This is a genomic window from Devosia sp. P2_G7 (assembly GCF_056403495.1).
Genome location: NZ_JBFUFI010000004.1, coordinates 255,978 through 277,830 on the forward strand (window position 1 = coordinate 255,978; position 21,853 = coordinate 277,830).

At 66.1% G+C, this 21,853-nt stretch carries 17 protein-coding genes and 1 tRNA gene; 4 read left to right on the top strand and 14 right to left on the bottom strand.

The features are described from left to right. Positions 1–162 precede the first annotated feature (162 nt). Positions 163–5,208, top strand: coding sequence for an apolipoprotein A-IV repeat region-like domain-containing protein (locus AC1DWU_RS09175; protein WP_477149666.1), 5,046 nt, complete (start codon positions 163–165; stop codon positions 5,206–5,208). A 62-nt stretch (positions 5,209–5,270) separates the two neighbouring features. Here the strand turns inward: AC1DWU_RS09175 and AC1DWU_RS09180 are convergent, their stop codons facing one another. From AC1DWU_RS09180 to acs, 9 genes are all read right to left on the bottom strand, one after another. Next, entirely contained in the window at positions 5,271–5,681 is a 411-nt protein-coding gene (locus tag AC1DWU_RS09180) for a type II toxin-antitoxin system HicB family antitoxin (protein ID WP_477149667.1), read from the bottom strand. Between the two features lie 9 nt (positions 5,682–5,690). Next, a complete protein-coding gene (locus AC1DWU_RS09185) occupies positions 5,691–5,879 on the bottom strand; it encodes a type II toxin-antitoxin system HicA family toxin (protein WP_477149668.1) in 189 nt (62 codons plus the stop codon). 64 nt (positions 5,880–5,943) lie between these two features. Next, positions 5,944–7,146: an MFS transporter gene (locus tag AC1DWU_RS09190; protein ID WP_477149669.1), complete on the bottom strand. Its 1,203-nt coding sequence runs from the start codon at positions 7,144–7,146 to the stop codon at positions 5,944–5,946. A gap of 9 nt (positions 7,147–7,155) precedes the next feature. Then, positions 7,156–8,373: an MFS transporter gene (locus AC1DWU_RS09195; protein ID WP_477149670.1), complete on the bottom strand. Its 1,218-nt coding sequence runs from the start codon at positions 8,371–8,373 to the stop codon at positions 7,156–7,158. A gap of 103 nt (positions 8,374–8,476) precedes the next feature. Then, positions 8,477–9,502 carry a glycosyltransferase family 4 protein gene (locus AC1DWU_RS09200; RefSeq protein WP_477149671.1) on the bottom strand — a complete coding sequence of 342 codons (1,026 nt, stop codon included), beginning with the start codon at positions 9,500–9,502 and terminating at the stop codon, positions 8,477–8,479. A 254-nt stretch (positions 9,503–9,756) separates the two neighbouring features. Continuing rightward, positions 9,757–10,572, bottom strand: a complete 816-nt coding sequence (locus tag AC1DWU_RS09205; RefSeq protein ID WP_477149672.1) for a UDP-2,3-diacylglucosamine diphosphatase — start codon at positions 10,570–10,572, stop codon at positions 9,757–9,759. 148 nt (positions 10,573–10,720) lie between these two features. After that, positions 10,721–11,221, bottom strand: a complete 501-nt coding sequence (locus tag AC1DWU_RS09210; RefSeq protein ID WP_477149673.1) for a cupin domain-containing protein — start codon at positions 11,219–11,221, stop codon at positions 10,721–10,723. Then, positions 11,205–12,308, bottom strand: a complete 1,104-nt coding sequence (locus AC1DWU_RS09215; protein WP_477149674.1) for a glycoside hydrolase family 3 protein — start codon at positions 12,306–12,308, stop codon at positions 11,205–11,207. Before AC1DWU_RS09215 ends, AC1DWU_RS09210 begins: the two co-directional genes overlap by 17 nt. Positions 12,309–12,510: 202 nt before the next feature. Continuing rightward, complete coding sequence (acs, locus tag AC1DWU_RS09220) at positions 12,511–14,454, bottom strand: acetate--CoA ligase (protein WP_477149675.1); 1,944 nt, start codon at positions 14,452–14,454, stop codon at positions 12,511–12,513. A 176-nt stretch (positions 14,455–14,630) separates the two neighbouring features. Here acs and AC1DWU_RS09225 point away from each other — a divergent pair, with 176 nt between their 5' ends. Further along, positions 14,631–15,197 (top strand): hypothetical protein, encoded by a 567-nt coding sequence (locus AC1DWU_RS09225; RefSeq protein ID WP_477149676.1) that lies wholly within the window; start codon positions 14,631–14,633, stop codon positions 15,195–15,197. 3 nt (positions 15,198–15,200) lie between these two features. On the opposite strand, the gene AC1DWU_RS09230 is transcribed toward AC1DWU_RS09225, so the two are convergent. The 4 genes from AC1DWU_RS09230 to AC1DWU_RS09245 all read right to left on the bottom strand — a co-directional run bounded on the left by AC1DWU_RS09230 (position 15,201) and on the right by AC1DWU_RS09245 (position 18,819). Continuing rightward, positions 15,201–16,529, bottom strand: coding sequence for a lipopolysaccharide biosynthesis protein (locus AC1DWU_RS09230; protein WP_477149677.1), 1,329 nt, complete (start codon positions 16,527–16,529; stop codon positions 15,201–15,203). Beyond that, positions 16,526–17,680: a lipid II:glycine glycyltransferase FemX gene (locus AC1DWU_RS09235; RefSeq protein ID WP_477149678.1), complete on the bottom strand. Its 1,155-nt coding sequence runs from the start codon at positions 17,678–17,680 to the stop codon at positions 16,526–16,528. Before AC1DWU_RS09235 ends, AC1DWU_RS09230 begins: the two co-directional genes overlap by 4 nt. A gap of 109 nt (positions 17,681–17,789) precedes the next feature. Next, positions 17,790–18,482 (bottom strand): TerC family protein, encoded by a 693-nt coding sequence (locus AC1DWU_RS09240; protein WP_477149679.1) that lies wholly within the window; start codon positions 18,480–18,482, stop codon positions 17,790–17,792. A 261-nt stretch (positions 18,483–18,743) separates the two neighbouring features. Continuing rightward, positions 18,744–18,819, bottom strand: a tRNA-Lys gene (locus AC1DWU_RS09245). A 128-nt stretch (positions 18,820–18,947) separates the two neighbouring features. Here AC1DWU_RS09245 and AC1DWU_RS09250 point away from each other — a divergent pair. Beyond that, positions 18,948–19,829 (top strand): mechanosensitive ion channel family protein, encoded by an 882-nt coding sequence (locus AC1DWU_RS09250; RefSeq protein ID WP_477149680.1) that lies wholly within the window; start codon positions 18,948–18,950, stop codon positions 19,827–19,829. Positions 19,830–19,871: 42 nt separating this feature from the next. On the opposite strand, the gene msrA is transcribed toward AC1DWU_RS09250, so the two are convergent. After that, positions 19,872–20,513: a peptide-methionine (S)-S-oxide reductase MsrA gene (gene msrA, locus AC1DWU_RS09255; protein ID WP_477149681.1), complete on the bottom strand. Its 642-nt coding sequence runs from the start codon at positions 20,511–20,513 to the stop codon at positions 19,872–19,874. A 157-nt stretch (positions 20,514–20,670) separates the two neighbouring features. Between msrA and AC1DWU_RS09260 the strand changes: the two genes are divergently transcribed. After that, on the top strand, positions 20,671–21,768 hold the full coding sequence (locus AC1DWU_RS09260) for a pyridoxal phosphate-dependent aminotransferase (RefSeq protein ID WP_477149682.1): 1,098 nt from the start codon (positions 20,671–20,673) through the stop codon (positions 21,766–21,768). Positions 21,769–21,853 lie beyond the last annotated feature (85 nt).

Below are 21,853 nucleotides of genomic sequence, written 5' to 3' on the forward strand. Positions count from 1 at the left end.
GTTTGAGGTCCACCTAGCGTGCGGCGGCGTGGGGCATAGGGCAGACTGCGGGGCATTTGAATCGCATTTTACCCAATTTGGACGGCTAACCGGAACCCCCGGGGTGGTCCAATGCAAGCTCTGATCGACCGCCGAGTGCCGATGCGAGAGTTGTAAAGAGTTATGGCCAAAAAGACCGCAACACCCCAGAACGATCCTGCTACGCTCGCTTTTTCCGCCGTCGAGGACGCGCTGAAAGACTCGGTTTTCGCGAACCTGGACCAGCCCGCCGCGGCTGAAGAGGCACCGGCGGAAAAGGCCGCTCCAAGGCCGATGCCGAGGGACAACTCGCCCCGCTCCGAGCGTCAGCGCACCGCCGACAAGTTCGCGGCGCAGACCGGTTCGGTGGCGAACGACGACCGCTTCCCCTCCTCCAAGATCCTTTACGGCCTGCAGTCGAAATCGTCCGGCGCGCCGACCATGGTTGCCGGGCTGGTGGCGCTCGGCTGGGTGGTCGCGATCGCTCTGGTGGCGATGATCCGCAACGGCGCCGACATGGGCACTGCGGCCTTCTGGGGCTCGAACGACTTCATCGGCCTGCTCGCGCTCGCCATCGTGCCGGTGATCGGCATTTTTGCCATTGCCACGCTGATCCGCCGTGCGCAGGACCTCCGCAATGCTGCCGCAGCTGTGACGCAGGCGGCGATCCGCCTCGCCGAGCCGGAAACCACCGCGTCCGAGAAGGTCGCCTCCGTCGGCCAGGCCGTGCGCCGCGAGGTGAACGCGCTGGGCGATGGCCTCGAACGAGCCCTGTCGCGCGCCGGCGAGCTCGAAGTGATGATCCACAACGAGGTCACCGCGCTCGAACGCACCTATTCCGACAATGAATCCCGCATGCGCGCGCTGATCCAGGAACTGGCGAGCCAGCGCGAAGCGGTGATCACCAATACCGAACGCGTCCGCGAAGCCATCACCGAGAGCCACACCGGCCTCGTGTTCGACCTCGACATGATTTCGCAGCGCATCGCAGGCACCATCGTCGAAAGCGGCGGCAACCTGACCAAGGCACTCGAAACCGCCGGCAACTCGCTGAACGGCGCGTTCGGCGAGCGCACCGAGAGCTTCGTGTCGCTGATCGACCAGCGCACCAGCCACCTGCTGGTCGCGCTCGATGACTCGGCCTCGCGCCTCAACATCACGCTCGAGGACCGTGCCGGCACGATCTCGGGCGCCTTCGAGAACCGCACGATGGAACTCAGCTCGGTGATCGACGGCCGCATGCAATCGCTGACCGAGGCTCTCGACAGCCGCGCCGTTACCCTGTCGGACGCCATCGACAACCGCACCTCCTCGCTGGCCAAGCTCCTGAGCCAGGGCGGCATCACGCTGCTCGACCAGCTTCGCGACCGCGGCCATGAAGTGTCGAGCGCGCTCGACATGATCGGCACCCGCATCGCTTCGGACATCACCGGCCGGGCCCGTGAAGCCGAGCAGTTGCTTTCGGGCCTCAGCCACCAGCTCGACGAGCAGGTGCAGATCCAGGTCAACTCGATGGAATCGCGCCTGCAGTCGGCGATGATCGAGCTGTCCGGCGCCCTCGACGACACCACTGAGCGCGCCCGCGTCACCTTGACCGGCGCCGGTTCGCAGAACCTCGCGCAGTTCGACGCTCGCCTCGACGAGATTGCTGTGGTCATCGACAACCGTCTGTCGAGCCTCGACGGCGTTATCGGCGACAAGGGCGACAAGCTGATCGCCGCCCTCGACAAGAACAATGCGAGCTTCGCCGCCCGCGCCAACGTCCTCGAGATGGCGCTCGACGAGAAGTCCGAGCACTTCAACGAGATCGTGTCGCAGCGCACCCGCGAGATGACCGAGACGCTCGGCCAGCGCACCAAGCAGATCACCGAGTCGATCGCCAACCGTTCGCGCGAAATCTCGGACTCGCTCGAGGGCCACACGCAGATCATCGCCGACGCCCTCGACGGCCGCACCCAGCTGCTCAACGAGACGCTGCAGAGCCGCCACGGCGAGTTGAGCGCCGCGCTCGACGAGCACGTGAAGGCGTTCGATGTGACCATTGCCGGCCATGCCCGCGCCATGGACACCAACATCATCACCCACGCCCAGGCCATCGACCTGGCGCTCGGCGCCCGCGTCGAGCAGTTCGACAACGTGCTGACCAGCCGCGCCAAGGAGCTCGACCAGTCTGTTGCCAGCCGTACGCAGGCGCTCGACCAGTCGGTCGCGACCCGCACGCAGGCCATCGACCTCGCCCTGCAGCAGCATGCGCAGCAGATCGGTGATAGCTTCGACCAGCGCACCCAGGCGCTCGACACGACGCTGCAGCAGCACGCCCAGCAGATCGGCGACAGCCTCGACCAGCGCACTCAGGCACTGGCGACGACCGTGTCGACCCGCTCGGCCGAGCTCGCCGAAGCGCTCAACACCCGCACCCAGCAGCTGGCCGAAACGCTCGGCAGCCACACCGTAGGCATCGCCGCGGCGATTGGCGACCGCACCAGCGAGCTGGCCCGCACCATCGACGCCCAGGGCGCCACCGCCCGCGACCGGATCGAAGCCAGCCTCCGCAACGTCACCGACGTGATGTCTGAGCGCGCCGGCGCCGTCTCGACCCTGCTCGAGACCAAGGTCGCCGAAGTCAGTGAGGGCCTCGGCCGCGGCATCGACAGCGCCATCCTCCGCATGGCCGACGCTGAAGCCGGCGTGAATGCCCGCATCGAGGGTGCCGCCGGCACCGTTGGCGAGAGCGCCCGCAAGGCCGCCGACATCATCGAAACCGGCGTCAACTCGGCCCGCAAGGCCATCACCGACATGGTCGACCAGCGCCTGGGCACCCTGCCTGAGGCGATCACCGCCCGTGCCGACATCACGGCCGAGCGCCTGGCCTCGCTCAACACCGCGATCAACACCGCGCTGGTGCAGTCGATGACCGACCTCGAGGCCGGCGCCGACCGCATCGAGGAGACCATCTCCCGCCGCATCGTCTCGGCCACCCAGAATATCGCCGACGACGTCACCACCACGGCCGACCGGATGGACGTGGCCGTGGGTCGCGCGCTGGCGCAGATCCAGCAGGCGTCGAGCAATATCGACGAGCTGATCTCGATCAAGGCGGTGGCCGCTGCCGACGCCATCGGCGGCAAGGTCGCGGAAATCAACCGCGTCGTCTCCGAGCAGACCGACGCCTTCTCGGCGCTGGTCTCCGACAGCTCGGCTCAGCTCGAGATGAGCCTGCAGAACCACGGCAACGTCCTGGCGCAGGCGCTGATCACCAATGCCTCGCAGGCCGAAGACCTGATGAACCAGTCGACCTCGCGCATCCTCACCGATGTGACGACGGCGCTGGGCAAGCTCAACGACTCCAACATGCTGCTGCAGAAGGTGCTCGACGCCTCGACGGCGAACCTCGCCAACCTCGAGACCTCGGTCGCCCAGCAGACCGCCACCTACTCGACCACCGTTCGCGAAGCGATCGGCTCGACCGAGGAAGCCGGCCGTCTGGTGACCGAACATGTCGGCGCACTGCAGGCCTCGATCGCCTCGATGGTCAACGAGTTCGGCTCGATGCTCGGCAACCTCGACAGCGAGGCCAAGAGCCTCGATACCGCCGCGCAGAACCTCTCCGCTTCGGGCACACTGACCCTCGCCAACCTCGACGAGCGCCGCACGGCCATGGACGAGCTGGCACAGGCCTTCACCGCCCGCGCCGACGAAATCGACACCCGCATGCGCGGCTTCGCCCACTCGATCTCCGACACCGTCGAAGAGACCGAGCTGCGCCTCGTCGCTGCCCGCGAGTCGATGGAACAGCTGCTTGCCTCGACCACGTCCAACGTCGCCGAGACGCTTGAAGCCACCTCCGGCACGATCAACGCTGCCCTCGCCGACACCACCGGTCAGCTACAGAGCGTGCTGACCAATACTGCCGAGCAGGTGCAGACCGCCCTGGGCGAAACCACCAGCCAGCTTGAGTCGGTGCTGACCACCACGGCGGAGAAAGTGCAGAACGCCCTCGGCGAGACCACCGGTCAGCTCGAGCAGGCCCTCACCGGCACCACCGACAAGGTGCAGAGCGCCCTCGCCAACGCCACTGCCGAGATGCAGTCGGTGCTGGGCAAGAGCACGAACCTGCTCGAGGAAGCCCTCGACGGCACGTCGCACCGCGTTGCGACGCAGCTCGGTTCGTTCACCGATACCGCGGCGAACGAGAGCCAGCGCGCTGCCGATGCCCTGCGCCAGACGCAGGCGACGATGATCCTCGAAATGCAGCAGGCCCTCGAGGCCGCCACGCAGCGCTTCAACGAGACGGCGACGGCGATGCGCGCCACTGCCAAGGAAGTCGGCTCGGAACTCGAGAACACCCGCTCCGAACTGGCGCGCGGCGTGATGGAGCTGCCCGAGGAGACCAAGTCGAGCGCTGCTGCAATGCGCCGCGTCGTGGCCGAGCAGATCGAGGCCCTCGCCGAGCTCAACGCCATCGTCCGCGCCCAGCCGGCAACCCACGACCTCAATGAGCGTCGCCCGTCGACCCCGAGCCGCCAGAGCATCGCTCGCGACGAAGCCCCCTCGCGGCCCGAGCCGCGTCCGGAACCGGTCCGTCCGGAGCCGGTGCGCGCCGCCGAGCCGCCCAAGGCTGAGCCGGCCCGCAGCCAGCCGCGGTTCGTGCCCATGCCCGACGTGCCGGCCACTGTGGTCACCGCACCGCGCCCGCAGCCCGTTGCCGAAGCCAAGCCCGCAGCTGCGGCGCCCAAGGCTGAGGAAGGTGGCGGCTGGTTGCGCGACGTGCTTCGCAACGCCTCTGGTCCGACCGCTGCCGCTCCGGCGCCCGCTCCGGCTCCGGCCCCTGCCGCGCCAGCTGCTGCCCCGGCACAAAACCTCTCGACGCTGACCGAGGAAATCGCCCGCTCCATGGAACCGGCCGCGCTGGCCGATGCCTGGCAGCGCTACCAGGCCGGCGAGCAGAACGTCTTCTCGCGCCGCATCTATACGCTGGGCGGCCAGGCGACCTATGACGAAGTCAGGAAACGCGTCCAGCGCGACCAGGACTTCGCCAAGACCGCCGCCACCTACATGGCAGAGTTCGAGCAGCTGCTGAAGCGCGCCGCTACCGGGCCGAACCCGGCCGGCGAAACCCGCGAGTACCTGCTCAGCGATCGCGGCCGCGTCTACACCATGCTGGCCCACGCCAGCGGCCGCCTCGGCTGACGCCTAAGGTTTGACCTCGACTACAGGCCCCGTGGGAAACCGCGGGGCCTTTTTCTTTGGGTCTATGCGCCGGCCTTGATCTTGTCGCGCGCCGCCGCCGCAAGGAAGGCCGAGCGGGTAACGCCTCGCAACCGCGCCGCCTCGTCGATGTCGGCCAGCAAGCCCGTGTCGATGGAAATGTTGGCGCGGGCCACCTTCCCACTGTCGAGGATGAGCGGGATCATTGCCAGCACCGCGCCCGATGCCAACGCCGTGCTAACCTCGGTCAGCCTGCCAAGTTCATCCAGCGAGCGTGGGGAAGGCGCGGCGCGACCATCCGCTAGCTCATCTGCTACCCACTCGGCCAGGGCTTCGGTGGCGTTGTCGATGGCCTCCTGTTGTGTCTCGCCCATGGCGGTGCACCCTGGCGCATCCGGAAAGGCAACGCCGAACACCTCGTCCGACGCATCGATCAATGCAATGAAGCGAGCCATTTCAGTCTCCTACTTGGTCCAGCCGGCGGCCTTGGCAATCGACTGCGCGACGCCGGGCGTCAGCGTGCGATGTCGGGGGACCATGATGGTCCCGACACCGAGCTTGCGGAATTTGTCGTGCTTGCTCCCGCCGACCTGCTCCCAGCCTTCGCTGATAAGCCGCGCCACCACCCTTGCAGTGTTGGTCTCGTAGGGCATGCCGACCTCCGCATGCTCTTCATATAGCGGCATTTAGGCCGTTGCGCAAAATATTGCGCAACGATCAACCCAGCCGCGCCTCCGTCCGCCGCTTCGGACCCTGCATGGCGATCGAGAGCCAGATCAGTACAGCTCCCAGCAACGCGAAGGCGGCGGCGATGAAATAGGCCTTGGCGCCCATCATCCCGGTGAGCCAGCCGAAGGCGATCAGCGCGATGACGCTCATGATCTGCTGCAGCATCTGGAAGAAGCCCTGCGCTTCGGCCGCGATCTCGTCGCTGGTCCAGTTGGCGATGAAGTGGACGCACCCCATGAAGCCGAGCGCGAAGGTGAAGGCGTGCAGCAGCTGCAGCGGAATCAGGAACTCAAGACCCGGCTGGAAGCCCATGCAGATCCAGCGGAAAACCGCGGTGACGGCGGAGAGGAGGATCAGGCTGCGGGCCGGGAAACGCCGGGCCAGTTTGCCGAACACGAACATGATCGCTGCCTCGGCGAAGGCCGCGAGGGCCAGTAATGGCGCAATCAGGTCGGGCGACAGCCCCTGCTCCATCCAGAGCAGCGCCTGGAAGGCGTTGAGCACGATGTGGGTGGCGTAGACCATCGAAAAGCCGATCAGCGGCAGGACGAAGAACGGCTTCATCACATCGCGCAGCTGCGCTGCACCGGAGCTGACGGGCGCCTTCTCGCCCTCGGGCCCCCGGAAGCGCGGCAGCCCAAACGCCACGAGCCCTCGCAGGATCGACAACCCGACGAACATCGGCAGGAAGATGCCACCGCCGAAGGTGGCAATGAGCCAGCCCGCGAAGAACAGCGTGACCATGTAGCCGACGGTGCCCCAGGCCCGGATCGGTCCGTACTGAGTGCCACGCCGTCGCGTCATCCGCATGGTGGCGGCATCGGCGACCGGCCCGATAAGGCCGGCGGGCAGCAACGCCAGCGTCCAGACGACCAGGATGCCCCAGAAATCGCCAATGACGTAGAATAGCCCAATCGGGATGATGGCCGACAGCGCGCAGCCCAGGACGATGACCTGCCGCCAGTCCGAGGCGCGGTCGGCGATGCGACCCACGAGGATGTTCAGCAGCAGCGTCACCAGCACCGGGAGCGCGTTGATGATGCCGATCTGCTCGGAGGTCAGCCCCTGGTCGGCGAACCAGATGCCGCCATAGACGTTGAAGGCCGCTCCCCCCATGTAGATGCTGAAGTAGAAGAATGTCGCGCGCAGCTCGGGCGAGATTGTCGGCGCTTTGGCCGCGTTGGCAGGCATTCTTGGACCTCAGGGGGCCGGATCGGCAACGGTGAGCTGATCCGACGTGATCGGATGCGCGGATGGTGGCTGGAGCTTTAGCGAGAGCACCACGCAGAGCGCTCCGACCACCGCATAGGCTCCGACGAACAACCACGCCATTGGACCAAAGGCGGCCACGAACCAGCCCATGGCGACGATGACCACCACCGACATTCCCTGCTGCAGCACATAGGAGAAGCCCTGCGCTTCGGCGGCGATGTCGTCGCTGGTCCAGTTGGCGATGAAGTAGATGCCGCCGAGGTACCCCATGGCGAAGGTGATGGAGTGCAGCAGCTGCAGCCCAAACAGCAGCCAGACCGGCGGCGAGAACGCCATCACTGTCCAGCGGAAGGCTGCGACGAGACAGGCGAAGATGATGATGTGCCGGGCCGAAACCTTGAGCTTCAGCCGGCTCCACACGAACATCATCAGCGCTTCGGCCGCCGCCATAGTGGCAGTAAGCGGCCCGATAAGCCCCTGCGGGATGCCCTGCTCCGTCCACAGCACTGCGGCGAAGGCCCCGAGCACGCCGTGGGTGGAGTAGAGGATGGCGAGGCCGAGCAGACCCATCAGGAACCACGGCTTCAGCACTTGGCGCAGCCGGCTGGCGCCTTTGGTCATGCTGGCGCGGTCTTCACCGGCGCGGAACTGCGGCAACTGGAACGCCAGTATTGCGCGCAACAGCGCGCAAGCGACGAATACCGGGACGAACGCGGCGTCGCCGAGCCAGGCGATGAGGGGGCCGCTCAGCCCGGTGGTGACCATGAAGCCGACGGTGCCCCAGGCGCGCACCATGCTGAAATCTGTGCCACGGCGCTGCGTCATCCGGAGCGTCGCCGCGTCGATGATCGGCACCAGCGCGAAGGCCGGCATCACCGTGAAGATCCAGACACCGAGGATGCCCCAGAAGCCGGAGACGAAGAACAGGCCGATCGGCACGAGCCCTGCGATCAGCGACAGGACGATGATTACGCCGCGCCAATCCGGCATGCGGTCGGCGATGCGGCCCACCAGCTGGTTGACCAGCAGCATGACGAGCAGCGGCGCGGCATTGATGATGCCGATCTCTTCGGCGCCGATGCCGCGATTAAGGAGCCAGATGCCGAAGTAGACCGACGCGACACCGGTGCTGCCGAACACGGCAAAATGGTAGATCGCAGCGCGCAGCTCTGGCGAGACGCGCGGCGCGATAGTGGTCGACGACATCAGGGTGTGCTCCGGGCGGGAGAATCCGCCGCACGGGCCGACAGTGCCGAGGGGCCGGAGAAAGATCAACGGGCACGGCGCTAATGTGCGTTATGCCGTGGCGTTATGCAGCCTGGGCCGCAGCCTCGCGAACCGGCACCAGTGCATCAAGGAAGATGTCGGCACAGCGCGCCCAGGTGAAGCCCAGCGCATGCGCGCGGGCGGCTTCGCGACTGAGGGTCAGGGCGCGGATGACGGCGAAGCCGAGGTCTTCGTCGACGGCGCCGCAGGTCGGGTCGGTGAGGATGTCGCGCGGGCCGGTGACGGGATAGGCAGCGATAGGGACGCCGGACGCGAGCGCCTCGATCATCACGTTGCCGAAGGTGTCGGTGCGGCTGGGGAAGACGAACACGTCCGCCGAGCGGTAGAGCCGCGAAAGCTCCTCGCCGGTCCTGAGGCCGAGGAACACGGCGTCAGGATAGCGCGCCGTGAGCTCGGCACGGGCGGGGCCGTCACCGACGATGATCTTGGTGCCGGGGACATCGAGCTTGAGGAAGGCCTCGACGTTCTTTTCCACCGCGACACGGCCCACATAGAGCAGATGCGGCCCGGGCAGATCGAGGAATTCGGTCTTCTCGCCGGGCGAGAAGCGCGAGTGATCGACGCCACGGGTCCAGAGCCGCACATGGCCGAACTGGCGCGAGGTCAGTTCTTCCTGCATGGAGGCGGTGGGCACCAGGGTCGCGGCGGCCGGCTCGTGGAACCAGCGCAGGAATCCGTAGGTCCACTCGGTCGGGATCGGCATGCGGGCCGCGACGTACTCGGGGAAGCGCGTGTGATAGCTGGTGGTGAAGGCAAGGCCCTGCTCGAGGCAGACGAAGCGAGCGAGGAGGCCGAGCGGGCCTTCGGTGGCGATGTGGATGTGATCGGGCGCCTCGCGCGCGATCACTTGGCCGATGGTCATCGGCGTGACCAGCGACAGCCGGATCTCCGGGTAGGTCGGCATCGGGAACGTCCAGAAACCCTCGGGGGTGAGGTAGCTCACTTCGTGGCCGCGGCCCATCAGCTCGCGGCCAACCGCTTCGAGGCAGCGCACCACCCCGTTGGTCTGCGGCAACCAGGCATCGGTGACGATCAAGACCTTGCGCATCGGACCCACCCTCGGGAAGCGATGCCGCGGGTTTACGGGAGTCGGGTGACAGCGTTGCGAATGGGCTGTGACGGTAGGATGACGGGGCGTTAGGTAGTGTCACACTCGCAAGGCCGAAGCGTGGGACCACCCCCACGCTCATTCCCTCGCCACGAGGGAGAGGGAGGCGACAGCTGCACAGCCTCAGTTCTTGCGTCTCCCTCCCCCTTGTGGGGAGGGATCAAGGGTGGGGGTGGCCACAGCCTCGATGCGAGTTACTGCCCCGGCACCGCCGGTGCGCGTCGCAACCGCAGCCGCCGTGGCTTCCGCGGCAGCGGCGTCTCAGTCCAGCGCACCAACTCGAGCACACCCTCATGCGTCTCGGCCACTGCGGTGCAGCTTTCCACCCAGTCGCCGGTGTTGACGTAGTGGATGCCGAGCCGCTCGTGCATGTCGGCATAGTGGATGTGGCCGCAGATCACGCCATCCGCGCCGCTGTCGCGGGCTTCGAGGGTCAGCGCCTCCTCGAAGCGGCCGATGACGCTGACGGCGTTCTTCACCTTGTGCTTGGCCCAGGCCGACAGCGACCAGTAGGTCAGACCCATGCGGCGGCGCACCCAGTTGACCGCGATGTTGATCCGGAGCGCGGCGCGATAGGCCCAGTCGCCGACATGCGCCAACCACTTGGCATGCGCCACCACCACGTCGAACTGGTCGCCATGCATGACCACGTAGGTCTTGCCCTGCGCCGTGGTGTGCACGGTGCGATCGACGAACTCGACCTCGCCGAAATACGTGCCGAGATACTCGCGCAGGAACTCGTCGTGATTGCCCGGCAGCACCACGATGCGGGTGCCGCTGAGCGCCTTGTCGAGGAAGATCTCGACCAGTTGGTGATATTCCGGCGGCCAGTACCAGGCCTTGGCCAGGCGCCACCCATCGACGATGTCGCCGACCAGATAGATCACCTCCGCCTCGTGCCAGCGCAGGAAATCGATCAACTGGGTGATGCGGGTGGGGCGCATGCCGAGATGCACATCGGAGATGAACAGCGCGCGAACCCGCCGCACCTCCCTGCCCTCTTCGCTCATGCCTTCAAACCTCTCGCCTTCGGGATCAGGAGTTTAGCTCATTTGACCTATGGGACGGGAGCGCTTTCGATGCTCCATCGGCCGCGAGGTGGGGAAAACTCCGGCCCTCATAAGCGAACAGCACCAGTGCGACAAGCGTGCGACCGGCCTAGGGCGCCGGTGTCAGCCGGGCGATCACCTCGACATGCTGCGGGAATTTGGCCAGCAGTTCGGCCCGAGTGACGAGGATCATGTCCTCCATCTCCCAGCCCGGCGCCACCACTTCACTGACGAGACCATACTCGCCGGCCGGCAGCTCGGCCGCCTTCCAGACGCCGCCGGCGACGGCGAGGCTGGGCACCTGCCCTGCGGCGAGGTCGGGGCCGAGCACAACCACTTCGTAGCGGCCGTCGGGGTGGATCATGTGATAGGTCAGCGGGGCACCGAAATGGTGAAACTGAATGCCATCCGAGTGCTTGGTGTGGAAGTGGTCCACCGGGGAGTCGTCCGTCAGCATGTAGTAGATGCTGGTCATGGTGCCGCGCGGACCGCGCGCCGTTTCCAGCCTCTCGCGATGCGTCGGCCGGAACGTCTCGCGGAAATAGCCGCCCTCGAAATGCCCGCCGAGGCCCAGGGCAGCGATCACTTCTGCCTTATTGAGCTTCGACATTTGCGACCCCGATACGAGACTTCAGCGCCACGATGCGCCTGTAGCTCTCCTCGATCCGCGCCTTGAACGCCGGATCGGCCTCGGCCTCGGCAACCAGGATCGCCCGCACCTCGTCGCCCAGCGTGGCGCGCTGGTAGGCGGTGTTAGAGAACAGCAGCACGTCGACGCCGGCGCGCACGGCCTTCACCACCGTTTCCTTTAGGTCGAAATGGTCGCGGATGGCGCCCATCTCGAGGTCGTCGGTGATCACCACGCCTTTGAAGCCGAGCTGGCCGCGCAGCACCCCGTCGATCCACTCCTTGGAGAGGCTCGACGGCAGGCCCGATGGATCGATATTGGTGTCGATCAGGTGGCCGATCATGACGAAATCCTGGTAGCCGCCGGAGATCAGCGCCCGGTACGGCTCGAGCTCGCTGTCCTTCCAGGTCTTGGTGATGTCGACGAAACCCTCGTGGCTGTCGGCGGTAGATGAGCCATGCCCCGGGAAGTGCTTCAGCGAGGTCAGGAGCCCCGCGTCATGGTGTGCTGCAATGACTTCGGCAGCGTAGGAGGTGACCACGTCGCCGGTCTTGCCGTAGGCGCGGCCGAACTTGGCGATCACCTGGTTGTTCGGGTTGACCGCGAGATCGACTACGGGCGCGAAATTGACGTTGAAGCCCCACTCAGCGACGCCCTTGGCGAGCCCTTCGTAGACGCCGCGGGCTTCGGCCGGTGTGTTCTTCGCGGCGACCGTCGCGGCATCGGGGATTTCCTTGAAGCCGACCGAGTCATCGAGCCGCTCCACCAGCCCACCCTCCTGGTCGAGCGTGATGAACGGCGGCAGCCCGGCCGGTGCAGCGTCGCGAAACGCCGCGTTCATCGCCTGCACAGCCGCACGGCTCGCGACGTTGGTCTTGAGGTACATGACGCCGCCGATGTCGCCGGCCGCCACTTCCTCGCGCAGGGCGACCACGTCCTTGTCATCGACGCCATTGCCGGCAAAGCCGACGACGATCATCTGCCCGGCCATCTGCTCCAGCGACTGGGCGGAGGCGGGCGACGCGGCAAAGGGAAGGATCGTCGCGAGAAGCATCGTAGCAAGGCGCATATGGGTGGGGTCTCGCGATCAGGGAGGACGGCTTTTGGCTTACGAGTGCGGCGAAAGCTGGTCGGCCGGAGCGTGTGGCCACCCCCACCCTAGATCCCTCCCCACAAGGGGGAGGGAGACGACTGAGAGGTCAGCGAGCACGATCGGCCTCCCTCCCCCTTGTGGGGAGGGAATGAGGGTGGGGGTGGCCCCACGCTCGGTGTCAGCGGTTCTGCCGGTTCTCGATCAGATCCGTCACCACACTCGGGTCTGCCAGCGTCGTCGTATCCCCCAGCGCGCCGTAGTCGTTCTCGGCGATCTTGCGCAAAATCCGGCGCATGATCTTGCCGGAGCGGGTCTTGGGCAGGCCCGGGGCGAACTGCATCAGGTCGGGCGAGGCAATGGCGCCGATTTCCTTCCGCACCCAGTTCCTGAGCTCGGTCTTCAGCGCGTCGTCGCCCTTCTCGCCGGCCATCAGGGTGACGTAGCAGTAGATGCCCTGCCCCTTGATGTCGTGCGGGTAGCCGACCACGGCCGCTTCCGCGACCTTGGGATGCGCCACCAGCGCGCTTTCGACCTCAGCGGTGCCGATGCGGTGGCCCGAGACGTTCAACACGTCGTCGACACGACCGGTGATCCAGTAGTAACCGTCCTCGTCGCGCCGGCAGCCGTCGCCGGTGAAGTAGTAGCCCTTGTAGGTCTCGAAATAGGTCGAGACGAACCGTGCGTGATCGCCATAGACGGTGCGCATCTGGCCCGGCCAGCTGTCGGCGATGCAGAGCACACCTTCGGCCTTGGTCTGCTCCTGGAGCTTCCCCTCGGGCGAGAGAACGATCGGCTTGATGCCGAAGAAGGGCTTGGTGGCCGAACCGGGCTTGGTGGCGATGGCACCCGGGAGCGCCGAAATCAGGATGCCGCCGGTTTCGGTCTGCCACCAGGTGTCGACGATCTCGCAGCGCTCCTTGCCCACATGCTTGTGGTACCAGAGCCAGGCTTCCGGGTTGATCGGCTCGCCCACCGAACCGAGCAGCCGCAGCGACGGCATGGCGTACTGGTCGGGAATGGCGGCGCCGGCGCCCATCAGCGCCCGGATGGCGGTGGGGGCGGTGTAGAAGATGTTGACCTTGTGCTTTTCCACCACCTGCCAGCAGCGGCCGGCATCGGGATAGCTCGGGATGCCCTCGAACATCAGGGTGGTGGCGCCGTTCGCCAGCGGCCCATAGACGATGTAGCTGTGGCCGGTGACCCAGCCGACGTCGGCGGTGCACCAGTAGATCTCGCCTGGACGGTAGTCGAACACCCGCTCGTGGGTGAGCGAAGCCCAGACGATGTAGCCGCCGGTCGTGTGGAGCACGCCCTTCGGCTTACCGGTGGAGCCGGAGGTATAGAGGATGAACAGCGGGTCCTCGGCGTTCATCGGCTCGGGCGCGCACTCGGCCGAGACTTTGGCGGCTTCGTCCGCATACCAGACGTCGCGGCCGGCCTTCATGTCGACGGCGTTGCCGGTGTTCTTGACCACGATGACGCGCTCGACGCCCGGCGTCTTCGTCAGCGCCTCATCGACGTTCTTCTTCAGCGGGATGGTCTTGCCGCCGCGGCGGCCTTCGTCGGCCGTCAGCACGATCTTGCTGTCGCAGTCATTGATGCGGCCGGCGATCGAATCCGGCGAGAAGCCGCCGAAGATCACCGAGTGCACCGCGCCGATGCGCGCGCAGGCCAGCATGGCCACCGCGGTGTCGATGATCATCGGCATGTAGATGGTGACGCGGTCGCCCTTCTTGACGCCGTTGGCCTTGAGCACATTGGCGAAGCGGCCGAGCCTCTCGTGCAGCTGGCGATAGGTGATCTTGTCGTCGGTGCCGGGGATGTCGCCTTCCCAGATGATCGCCGTCTCGTCGGCGCGGGTCGCCAGGTGCCGGTCGACGCAGTTGGCGGAGATATTCAGCACCCCGTCCTCGAACCATTTGATCGAGACGTCGGGGTAGGCGTAGCTGGTGTTCTTGATCTTGGTCGGCGCCTTGATCCAGTCGATGCGCTGGGCCTGCTCCTTCCAGAAGCCATCCGGATCGCTCAGCGAGCGGGCGTACATCTCCTCGTACTGCGCTGCCGTGGTCCGGGTGTGGGCAATCGCTGCCGCGCTGGGCGCGAACACCAAACTCTCGCTCATCGTCGTCCTCCGATTTTGCGAACCGTTCTAACCAAGCCCTCAAGGCCGGGCAAGCAGACCACTTGCCGGCTCCGGGTCAATTGAAACGCTCTGAAAACCCTTCGGAAACCCTTGCCGTAAACGCTTTCTCGGCGGTTTCCGGGCGACAATGGCGGCAATACCATTTGGAGGCTCCGATGCCCGAACTCGGCTATCACGCCGCGCGACCGGACGAACTCGACATGATCCACCGCGAACTGATGGCGGTGATCGACGAGTCTCCGCATTACTCGAAGCGCTTCAAGGAACACGAGAAAGGCCGGCTGACGAAGGGGTTCCTGCGCGCATTGCAGCGGGTCGATCCGTTCCACGTCATCATCCTGACCCAGGACGGCGTCGCCGGTGGCGGCCTGATCTCCGGGCCCGAAACCGGCGCGATCTTCCGCTACTGGAGCTGGATCTTCCCCGCCCACCGGCAGAGCCGGCTCGGCATCTACGGCATGCGGGTGTTCGACGAGCATTGGGACAACGGCAAGTTCCACAAGGCCTTCACCTGGGTGCGGCCGGAAAACGAAGTCGCCCTCGCTCTGCTCCGCCGCTACGGCTACGAGCAGGCCGCGCTACTGCGCCAGCAGATCTTCGGGCAGGACTACGTGGTGATGGAGAAGTTCTACACCAAGGTCACCGAGGAGTATGACTCGGGGATGGGCATGGGGCGCCTGACGAAGGTCAGGGCGCGGATCAATTCGCTGCTGGGACGGTAAGCCCTAGACGTCCTTTACCCGGCGGCCGGCCAGCAGCTCGCCCAGGCGCGGTCCGATCGATACATCGATCCCAGCCATCCGCTTGGCCGTCAGCCACATCGCCGCGCACCAGAACGTCTGCGCCGCCAGCGCTGCCACGGCAGCACCCATCAGCCCATGCACCGGGACCAGCAGAATATTGGCCCCCACCAGCACGCCCATCCCAAGCCCAATAGCCGGCAGCGTGGCATAGGGCCGGTCGTGGATCGACAGCACCAGTGCGGCAGGGCCGAACAGCGAGCGGACGCAAAGCGTCAGGCACAGCACCGCCAGCGGGCCGACACCCGCCTGGAACTCCGGCCCGAACAGCATCAGCAGCAGCGGGCCCGTTGCGGCGATGACCGCGAACAGCGTGATCGAGATAGCGGCGGCGACGAGGTTGGCCTCGCCTATCTGCTTCATGAAGCCGTCGCGATCGGCCGCAGCGTTTCGCTCGAACATCTCGGGCAGCGTCACGGCGTAGACCGCCGATACGGCGAAGGCCACAAGCGAGAATACCCGCGTGCAGACGCCGAACACCGCCAGGCTTTCGCGGTCGAGAAAATTGGAGAGGATCAGGAGATCGATGTCGAAGAAGAAGTCGGTGGCGAGGGCGATTACCACCCAGGGCAGCGCAAAGCGCCACCAGCGCTTCTGCTCGGCCGGGTGGACGCCGCTGGCATCGGGGACTTGGCGGACGGCACGGAGGACCCAGGCGAACTGGGCGGCGGCAATGAGAGCGAAGCCGATGGCGAGGAGCCAGATCAGCTCGGCGAATTTCGCCTCGGCATCACCGGCCATAGCGGCCAGCGCGAAGCAGAGGACGATGAGCAGCGGGCGGAAGATGGTGTCGGCAAAAAAGCCGGCGAACGGCCGTTTCAGCCCGACCAGCAGCGCGCTGTTGCAGTAGACCACGGCGGTAGCGAGCGTCATCAGGCAGGCGGGTAGCCAATGGGCTGTGAGCACCCTGCCCGGCTCGCCGAATAGCGTGGCCAGCGGGTAGCCGGCGACCACCAGCAACAGCGCCGTCGCGGCGACGTGGCCATAGGCGCGCTGCATGAAGCCGCGCAGCAAACGGCCCTCGCCCTTCGAGCGATATTCCGCGGCGAAATAGGTGCCGATGGTCTCGAAGCCCAGCGGCATCACCACCGCGACGATATTCACCGTCGCGATGATCAGCAGGTACTCGCCGAGGATCTCGGCGCCCCAGAGGCGCGCGATCGCCGCCTGGGCGAGGAAGATCACCCCCGCGCCGAACAGCCGGGCGCCGAAAATGATGCTGGATTGCGAGAGCAGGCGCTGCCTGAGGCTCATCGGGCGTCCCGCTGCTGGTCGGGCTTGGCCCGGTCGGGCCGCAACCGGTCGATGCGGCGGCCGACCATGTGAGCCAGCTCACGTCCGACAAATGCCGCCTCGCCGAGCAGGCGCGGCCACCAGCGTGCAGCGTAGTTTGCGACCGGCGGCACCGGCGTGATGACGCCGCGCTCGCCGACCATGCCCTTCTTGAACTGGTGCAGGCCCTGGAAGCCGTCCGTGCCCCCCAGGTCGTACCAGTGGGCCGGCGTGTTGTCCCGTAGCCAACGGATGATGTGCCAGTGGAGGAAATAGCCCGCGCGCAGCTCGAGCGCCGCAGCACTGGTGGCTCCGTAAAGATAGACCGCCCGGTCGCCGGCCTTGAAGATGATGGCGCCGGCGACGATCTCGCCGGCATGGCGGACGAAGAACAGTTCCGGCCTGAGCCTCGGGTTCCTCATGTCCATCAGCGCCGGCACGGTGCCGTAGGCCGAGTGGTCAGGGAACTTCTTGCGGTCGACCATCTGCTCGTAAAGCGCGTCGAACTCCGGCCGCCGCTCCGCCCCGGCGTGCTCGAAAGTCAGCCCCGCCTTGTCGGCCTTGTTGAGATGATAGCGCCACTTCTGGTGGAAGCTGGCGCGCTGCTCGGCATCGCTGAGCCTGAGATTGACGATGTAGCGATCCGGAAACCCCAGCGTCGCGCCCTGGCGGAAGCCGTGCTCCAGCAGCAGGCGGTATTCCGCGTTGCCGCCGGCCAGCGAGGCGCGCGGCAGCACTGACAGCATCATGCCGCGACGCTCCGCATACTCGGCGCACAGCGTCTCGATCATCCGGGCGTAGATGGCATTGGCATCGGCGCCCTCGGTGCGACGCAGCATCGGCGCCCACTTGGCCACGGCGATCGAACCCAGGCCCAGCGGCAGCCCCTGCACCATGATCAGGCATCCGCCGACGACCTTGCCACCGAGCATGAACAGTTGCGGCTCAAGCGCCACGCCCGGCCAGCGGGCCCGCGCGAAGGTAGCCAACTGCTCCTGGCACACGCCCTCGAAATCCGCGATCGCATCGTCCCATGCCTCTGGCTCCACCAGGCGCATGACGAAGCCCGACGCCGGTCGTGGCGGCAGGTCGGCGTAAGTGAGCGGGCTGGGAGACAGGGTGGCGAGCGACATGGACGAAATCCGGCAGAAGACCTGCCGGACGCTATCGTCCGCGCAATGATGAAATCCCTACGGCCCGCCGCGCAATGCGAAGGAAAGTCGGGCCGTGGTTACGAGCCGGTTAGTGCGCGACGGCCGGAGCGCCCTTGATCAGCGGAATCATCGGCAAGGTGTGGCCCATCAACTGGTCGGCGCCCTCGTAGAGCATCTTCACTGCGACGTAGAGGATGATGACGAGACCGAGCCAGGCGATCCAGCGATACCGGTGCAGGAGGCCCGCGACCAGCGTCGCGGCAACGCCCATCAGCAGCACCGAGAGGCCGAGCCCGAAGATTAGCGCCACTTCATGGTGCTGTGCCGCGCCGGCCACGGCCAGCACGTTGTCGAGCGACATCGAGACGTCGGCGATGATGATCTGCCAGACCGCCTGCTTCAGCGTCTTCTTCTTCTTGCCCGCAACGGTGCCGTCGGCATTGAGATCGGCATTGGCGAGCGCCTCGGTGGCGTCTTGCTCGTCCTCGTGCGAGACCGACAGCTCCCGATACATCTTCCAGCAGACCCACAGCAGCAGCAGGCCGCCGGCGATGAGCAGGCCACCGCCGAGCTGCAGCAACTGCGTGGTGATCAGCGCGAAACAGATACGCAGCACGGTGGCCGCGATGATGCCGATGAGGATGGCCTTGCGGCGGAGATCGGACGGCAGCCCGGCCGCGGCGAGCCCGATGACGACGGCATTGTCGCCAGCGAGCACGAGATCGATCATGATAACCTGGAAAAATGCCGCAAAAGCCGATGCATCAAGGCCAAAGGGCATTCCGGGTCATCTCCGCGCTGAAAAGGTTAATCGCGGCTATGTAAGGACCTGTGTGGAGCTTGTGAAGAGCGCCATTGGAACAATTCAACACCTGCGACGCCACGGCGCGACCAACGCCGGCTATCAGTCGAGCCGACTCAACGCCGGATTCGTCCGCTCCGGCCGAGGCTCGCCGATGCAGGCACGGCCGCAAGAGCGTCGCAACCTGCGACCCGCGGCAGACTGGCCGTTAGGCCCGTCATATCAAAGCTTTAGGAGGATTGGTGGGTGCGCACGGACTCGAACCGTGGACCCGCTGATTAAGAGTCAGCTGCTCTACCATCTGAGCTACGCACCCGGTCCGAGCGGCTGACTATCAGGGCTCCCCCACCTTGTCCAGCACCCATTCGCGTGTCTGTGGACTTTCGCGGTTTTGCCAGATTGGTAAGTTAACGCCCGCCCACGCCACAGCCCCACGAAGTGCCCATGAACAATCTGAACACCGATCTGCCAACCCAGGCGACTGAAGCCGTTTCCCTTCCGCTTCGCTGGCTTGCCGACAATTCGGTGGCGCTGCTCAGTGCGCTCTTCGTACTGGTGGCCGGCTGGTACCTGGCGCGCATGCTGTCGCGGATGGTGCGCAACCTGCTGCCGCGCGCCTATGGCGTCGACAAGAACTTCGCGCCGCTGCTCGCTCAGGTGACGCGCTACGGCGTCATCATCTTCGCAATCGTCACGGCGCTCAGCTTCCTCGGCGTTTCCAGCACGTCGATCTATGCCGTGATCGGCGCCGCCGGCCTCGCCATCGCCCTGGCGCTGCAGGGCACGCTCGCCAACATCGCGGCCGGCATCATGCTGGTGTGGCTGCGGCCAATCGCCATCGGCGAGTACATTGTCGGCGATGGCGTGGCTGGCGTGGTGGTGGAGATCGGCCTGTTCGGCACGCGGCTGCGCTCGACCAGCGGACTCTACATCTTCACGCCGAATCAGAAGCTTTGGTCTTCGGCCATCACCAACCACAGCCGCGAGCCGCGCCGGCGGATCGACGTGAACATCACCGTGCCGGATTCGATCAACGTGGCCGCCGCCCGCCGCACGATGCTGAAGATCGCTACCTCCGACAAGCGCGTGCAGGTCGACCCGCCGCCGACGGTGCATGTCGAGAGCTTCGTCGGTGACAAGATCATGCTGCAGCTGCGCGCCTGGGTGCCGACTCCGGAATACCTGCCGACGCTGCGGGACCTGACCGAGAAGGCTAAACTCGCCATCAACAAGATGCTCTCGGCAGAGGGCGAGCACGCGCAGGTGGAATTGGCCGCAGACCCGCATACACAGAATGCTGGTGAGCGGACGCCTGATCTGACTTAGCCCGCCCCCCAAGCTTTGTGGTGACGGGAACAGCAGCCCGCCTCAGGCGTGCCCGTCCAGCCCCTTGAAAGCGTCCTTGCCCCAGATGGCTTCGACCTGGCCGTTCTTGCCGCAGCCGGCGCGGTAGCGGGCATAGTGCTCGGCGCGGGTCAGGCCGTTCTGCAGCATCTCGGAGCCCTTCCAGAAGTCCTGGTGGTAGTCCTCCGCCGGCCAGAAGGTCGGGGCCATGGCGACGACTGTGGCGACCGGCTTGCCCAGCGCCGCGGCTGTGGCTTCCTTGCCGGCCTCGGCTTCCTTCAGTTCGGTGTCGTTGCCGGCGTAGATCGCGGTGGTGTAGCTCTCGCCGAAATCACAGAACTGCCCGCGCGTCTCGATCGGGTCGATCAGGTGGAAGAACGTGTCCACCAGCTTGTCGTAACTGGTGACTGAGGGATCATAGACGATCTTCACCGCCTCGCGGTGGCCGGTGGTCTCGGTGACCACCTGCTCGTAGCTCGGGTTGTCGACATGCCCGCCGATATAGCCGGAGGTGGTGGAGAGCACGCCCGGCGCGTGGTCGAAATCGCTCTCGATCGACCAGAAGCAGCCACCCGCGAAGATCGCGGTCGCCGTCTCGGCGCCCTGTGCGCCAGTCATTCCCAGCGCGCCCACGATTGCTACCGCGAACGCCAGCCTGTTCTTCATCATTGGATCCACCCATGAGGATTGTGGCGGCATGATTGGACCCGCCCATCGTCACGCGCAACACAATCAAATGTGCGGCGCGGCTGGTGAAACTTTTCCGCTCGCGGCACGTGATCGGCCCGTTGCGGCGGGCGCCGGGCACGCTAAGTTCGCCCGCATGCGTTCCATCCTCACGCCCCTCGCCCAGTCCCTGCCCTCGACTGTCCCGTTCACCGGCCCCGAAGCGCTGGAGCGGCGCACCGGCATGCCGTTTCGCGCCCGCGTCGGCGCCAACGAGAGCGGCTTCGGGCCATCACCGAAGGTGATCGAAGCCATTGCAGCGGCGGCTGGCGGCGTGTGGATGTATGGCGATCCCGAGGTTCATGACCTGAAGGCGGCGCTTGCCGCCCATCTCGGCATCCCCCCGGCGAACATCGCGATTGGCGAAGGCATCGACGGGCTGCACGGCCTGATTGCCCGGCTGATCACCGAACCCGGCGATGTCGCCGTCACCTCGCTCGGCGCCTACCCCACCTTCAACTATCACGTCGCCGGCTACGGCGGCCGCATCGTCGCAGTGCCCTATGCCGGGAACCACGAGGACCTCGGAGCACTTGCCGAGGCAGCCCGGCGCGAGCGCGCCAAGGTGATCTACCTCTCCAACCCGGACAACCCGATGGGCACCTGGTGGAACGCTGCCGAGATCGACCGCTTCATCGCCTCGGTGCCCGAGGAAACCCTGATCCTTCTCGACGAGGCCTATTGCGAGACAGCGCCGGCCGGCGCCCTGCCCGCGCTCGATATCGGACGCCCCAACCTGATCCGCACCCGCACCTTCTCCAAGGCCTACGGCCTCGCCGGCATGCGCGTCGGCTATGCCATCGGCGAGACCGGCTTCATCAAGGCCTTCGACAAGGTTCGCAACCATTTCGGCGTCACCCGGCTGAGCCAGGTGGCAGCGATGGCGGCCCTAGCCGATCAGGATTGGCTGGCGGACGTGGTTGCGAGGGTCGCAGCCGGCCGCGAGCGACTCTACGCCATTGCTGCCGAGAACGGGCTCGGCACTGTGACATCGGCCACCAACTTCGTAGCGATCGATTGCGGAAGCGACGGAGAGTACGCCATGCGCGTGCTGAAGGCGCTGGAGGCCCGGGCCGTGTTCATACGCAAACCCATGGCTCCCGGACTCGACCGACACATCCGGATCAGCGTGGGGCGGCCCGATGAGTTGGCGGTCGTGGCCGAGCAACTGCCGGTGGCCTTACGCGAGGCTTAGATAATTCCGTCGAATTAGTTCCGATCGCGAACACTTCTTTAGAGAAAATGCGATTTGATATGCCCCCTCTGATGTGGGGCATATC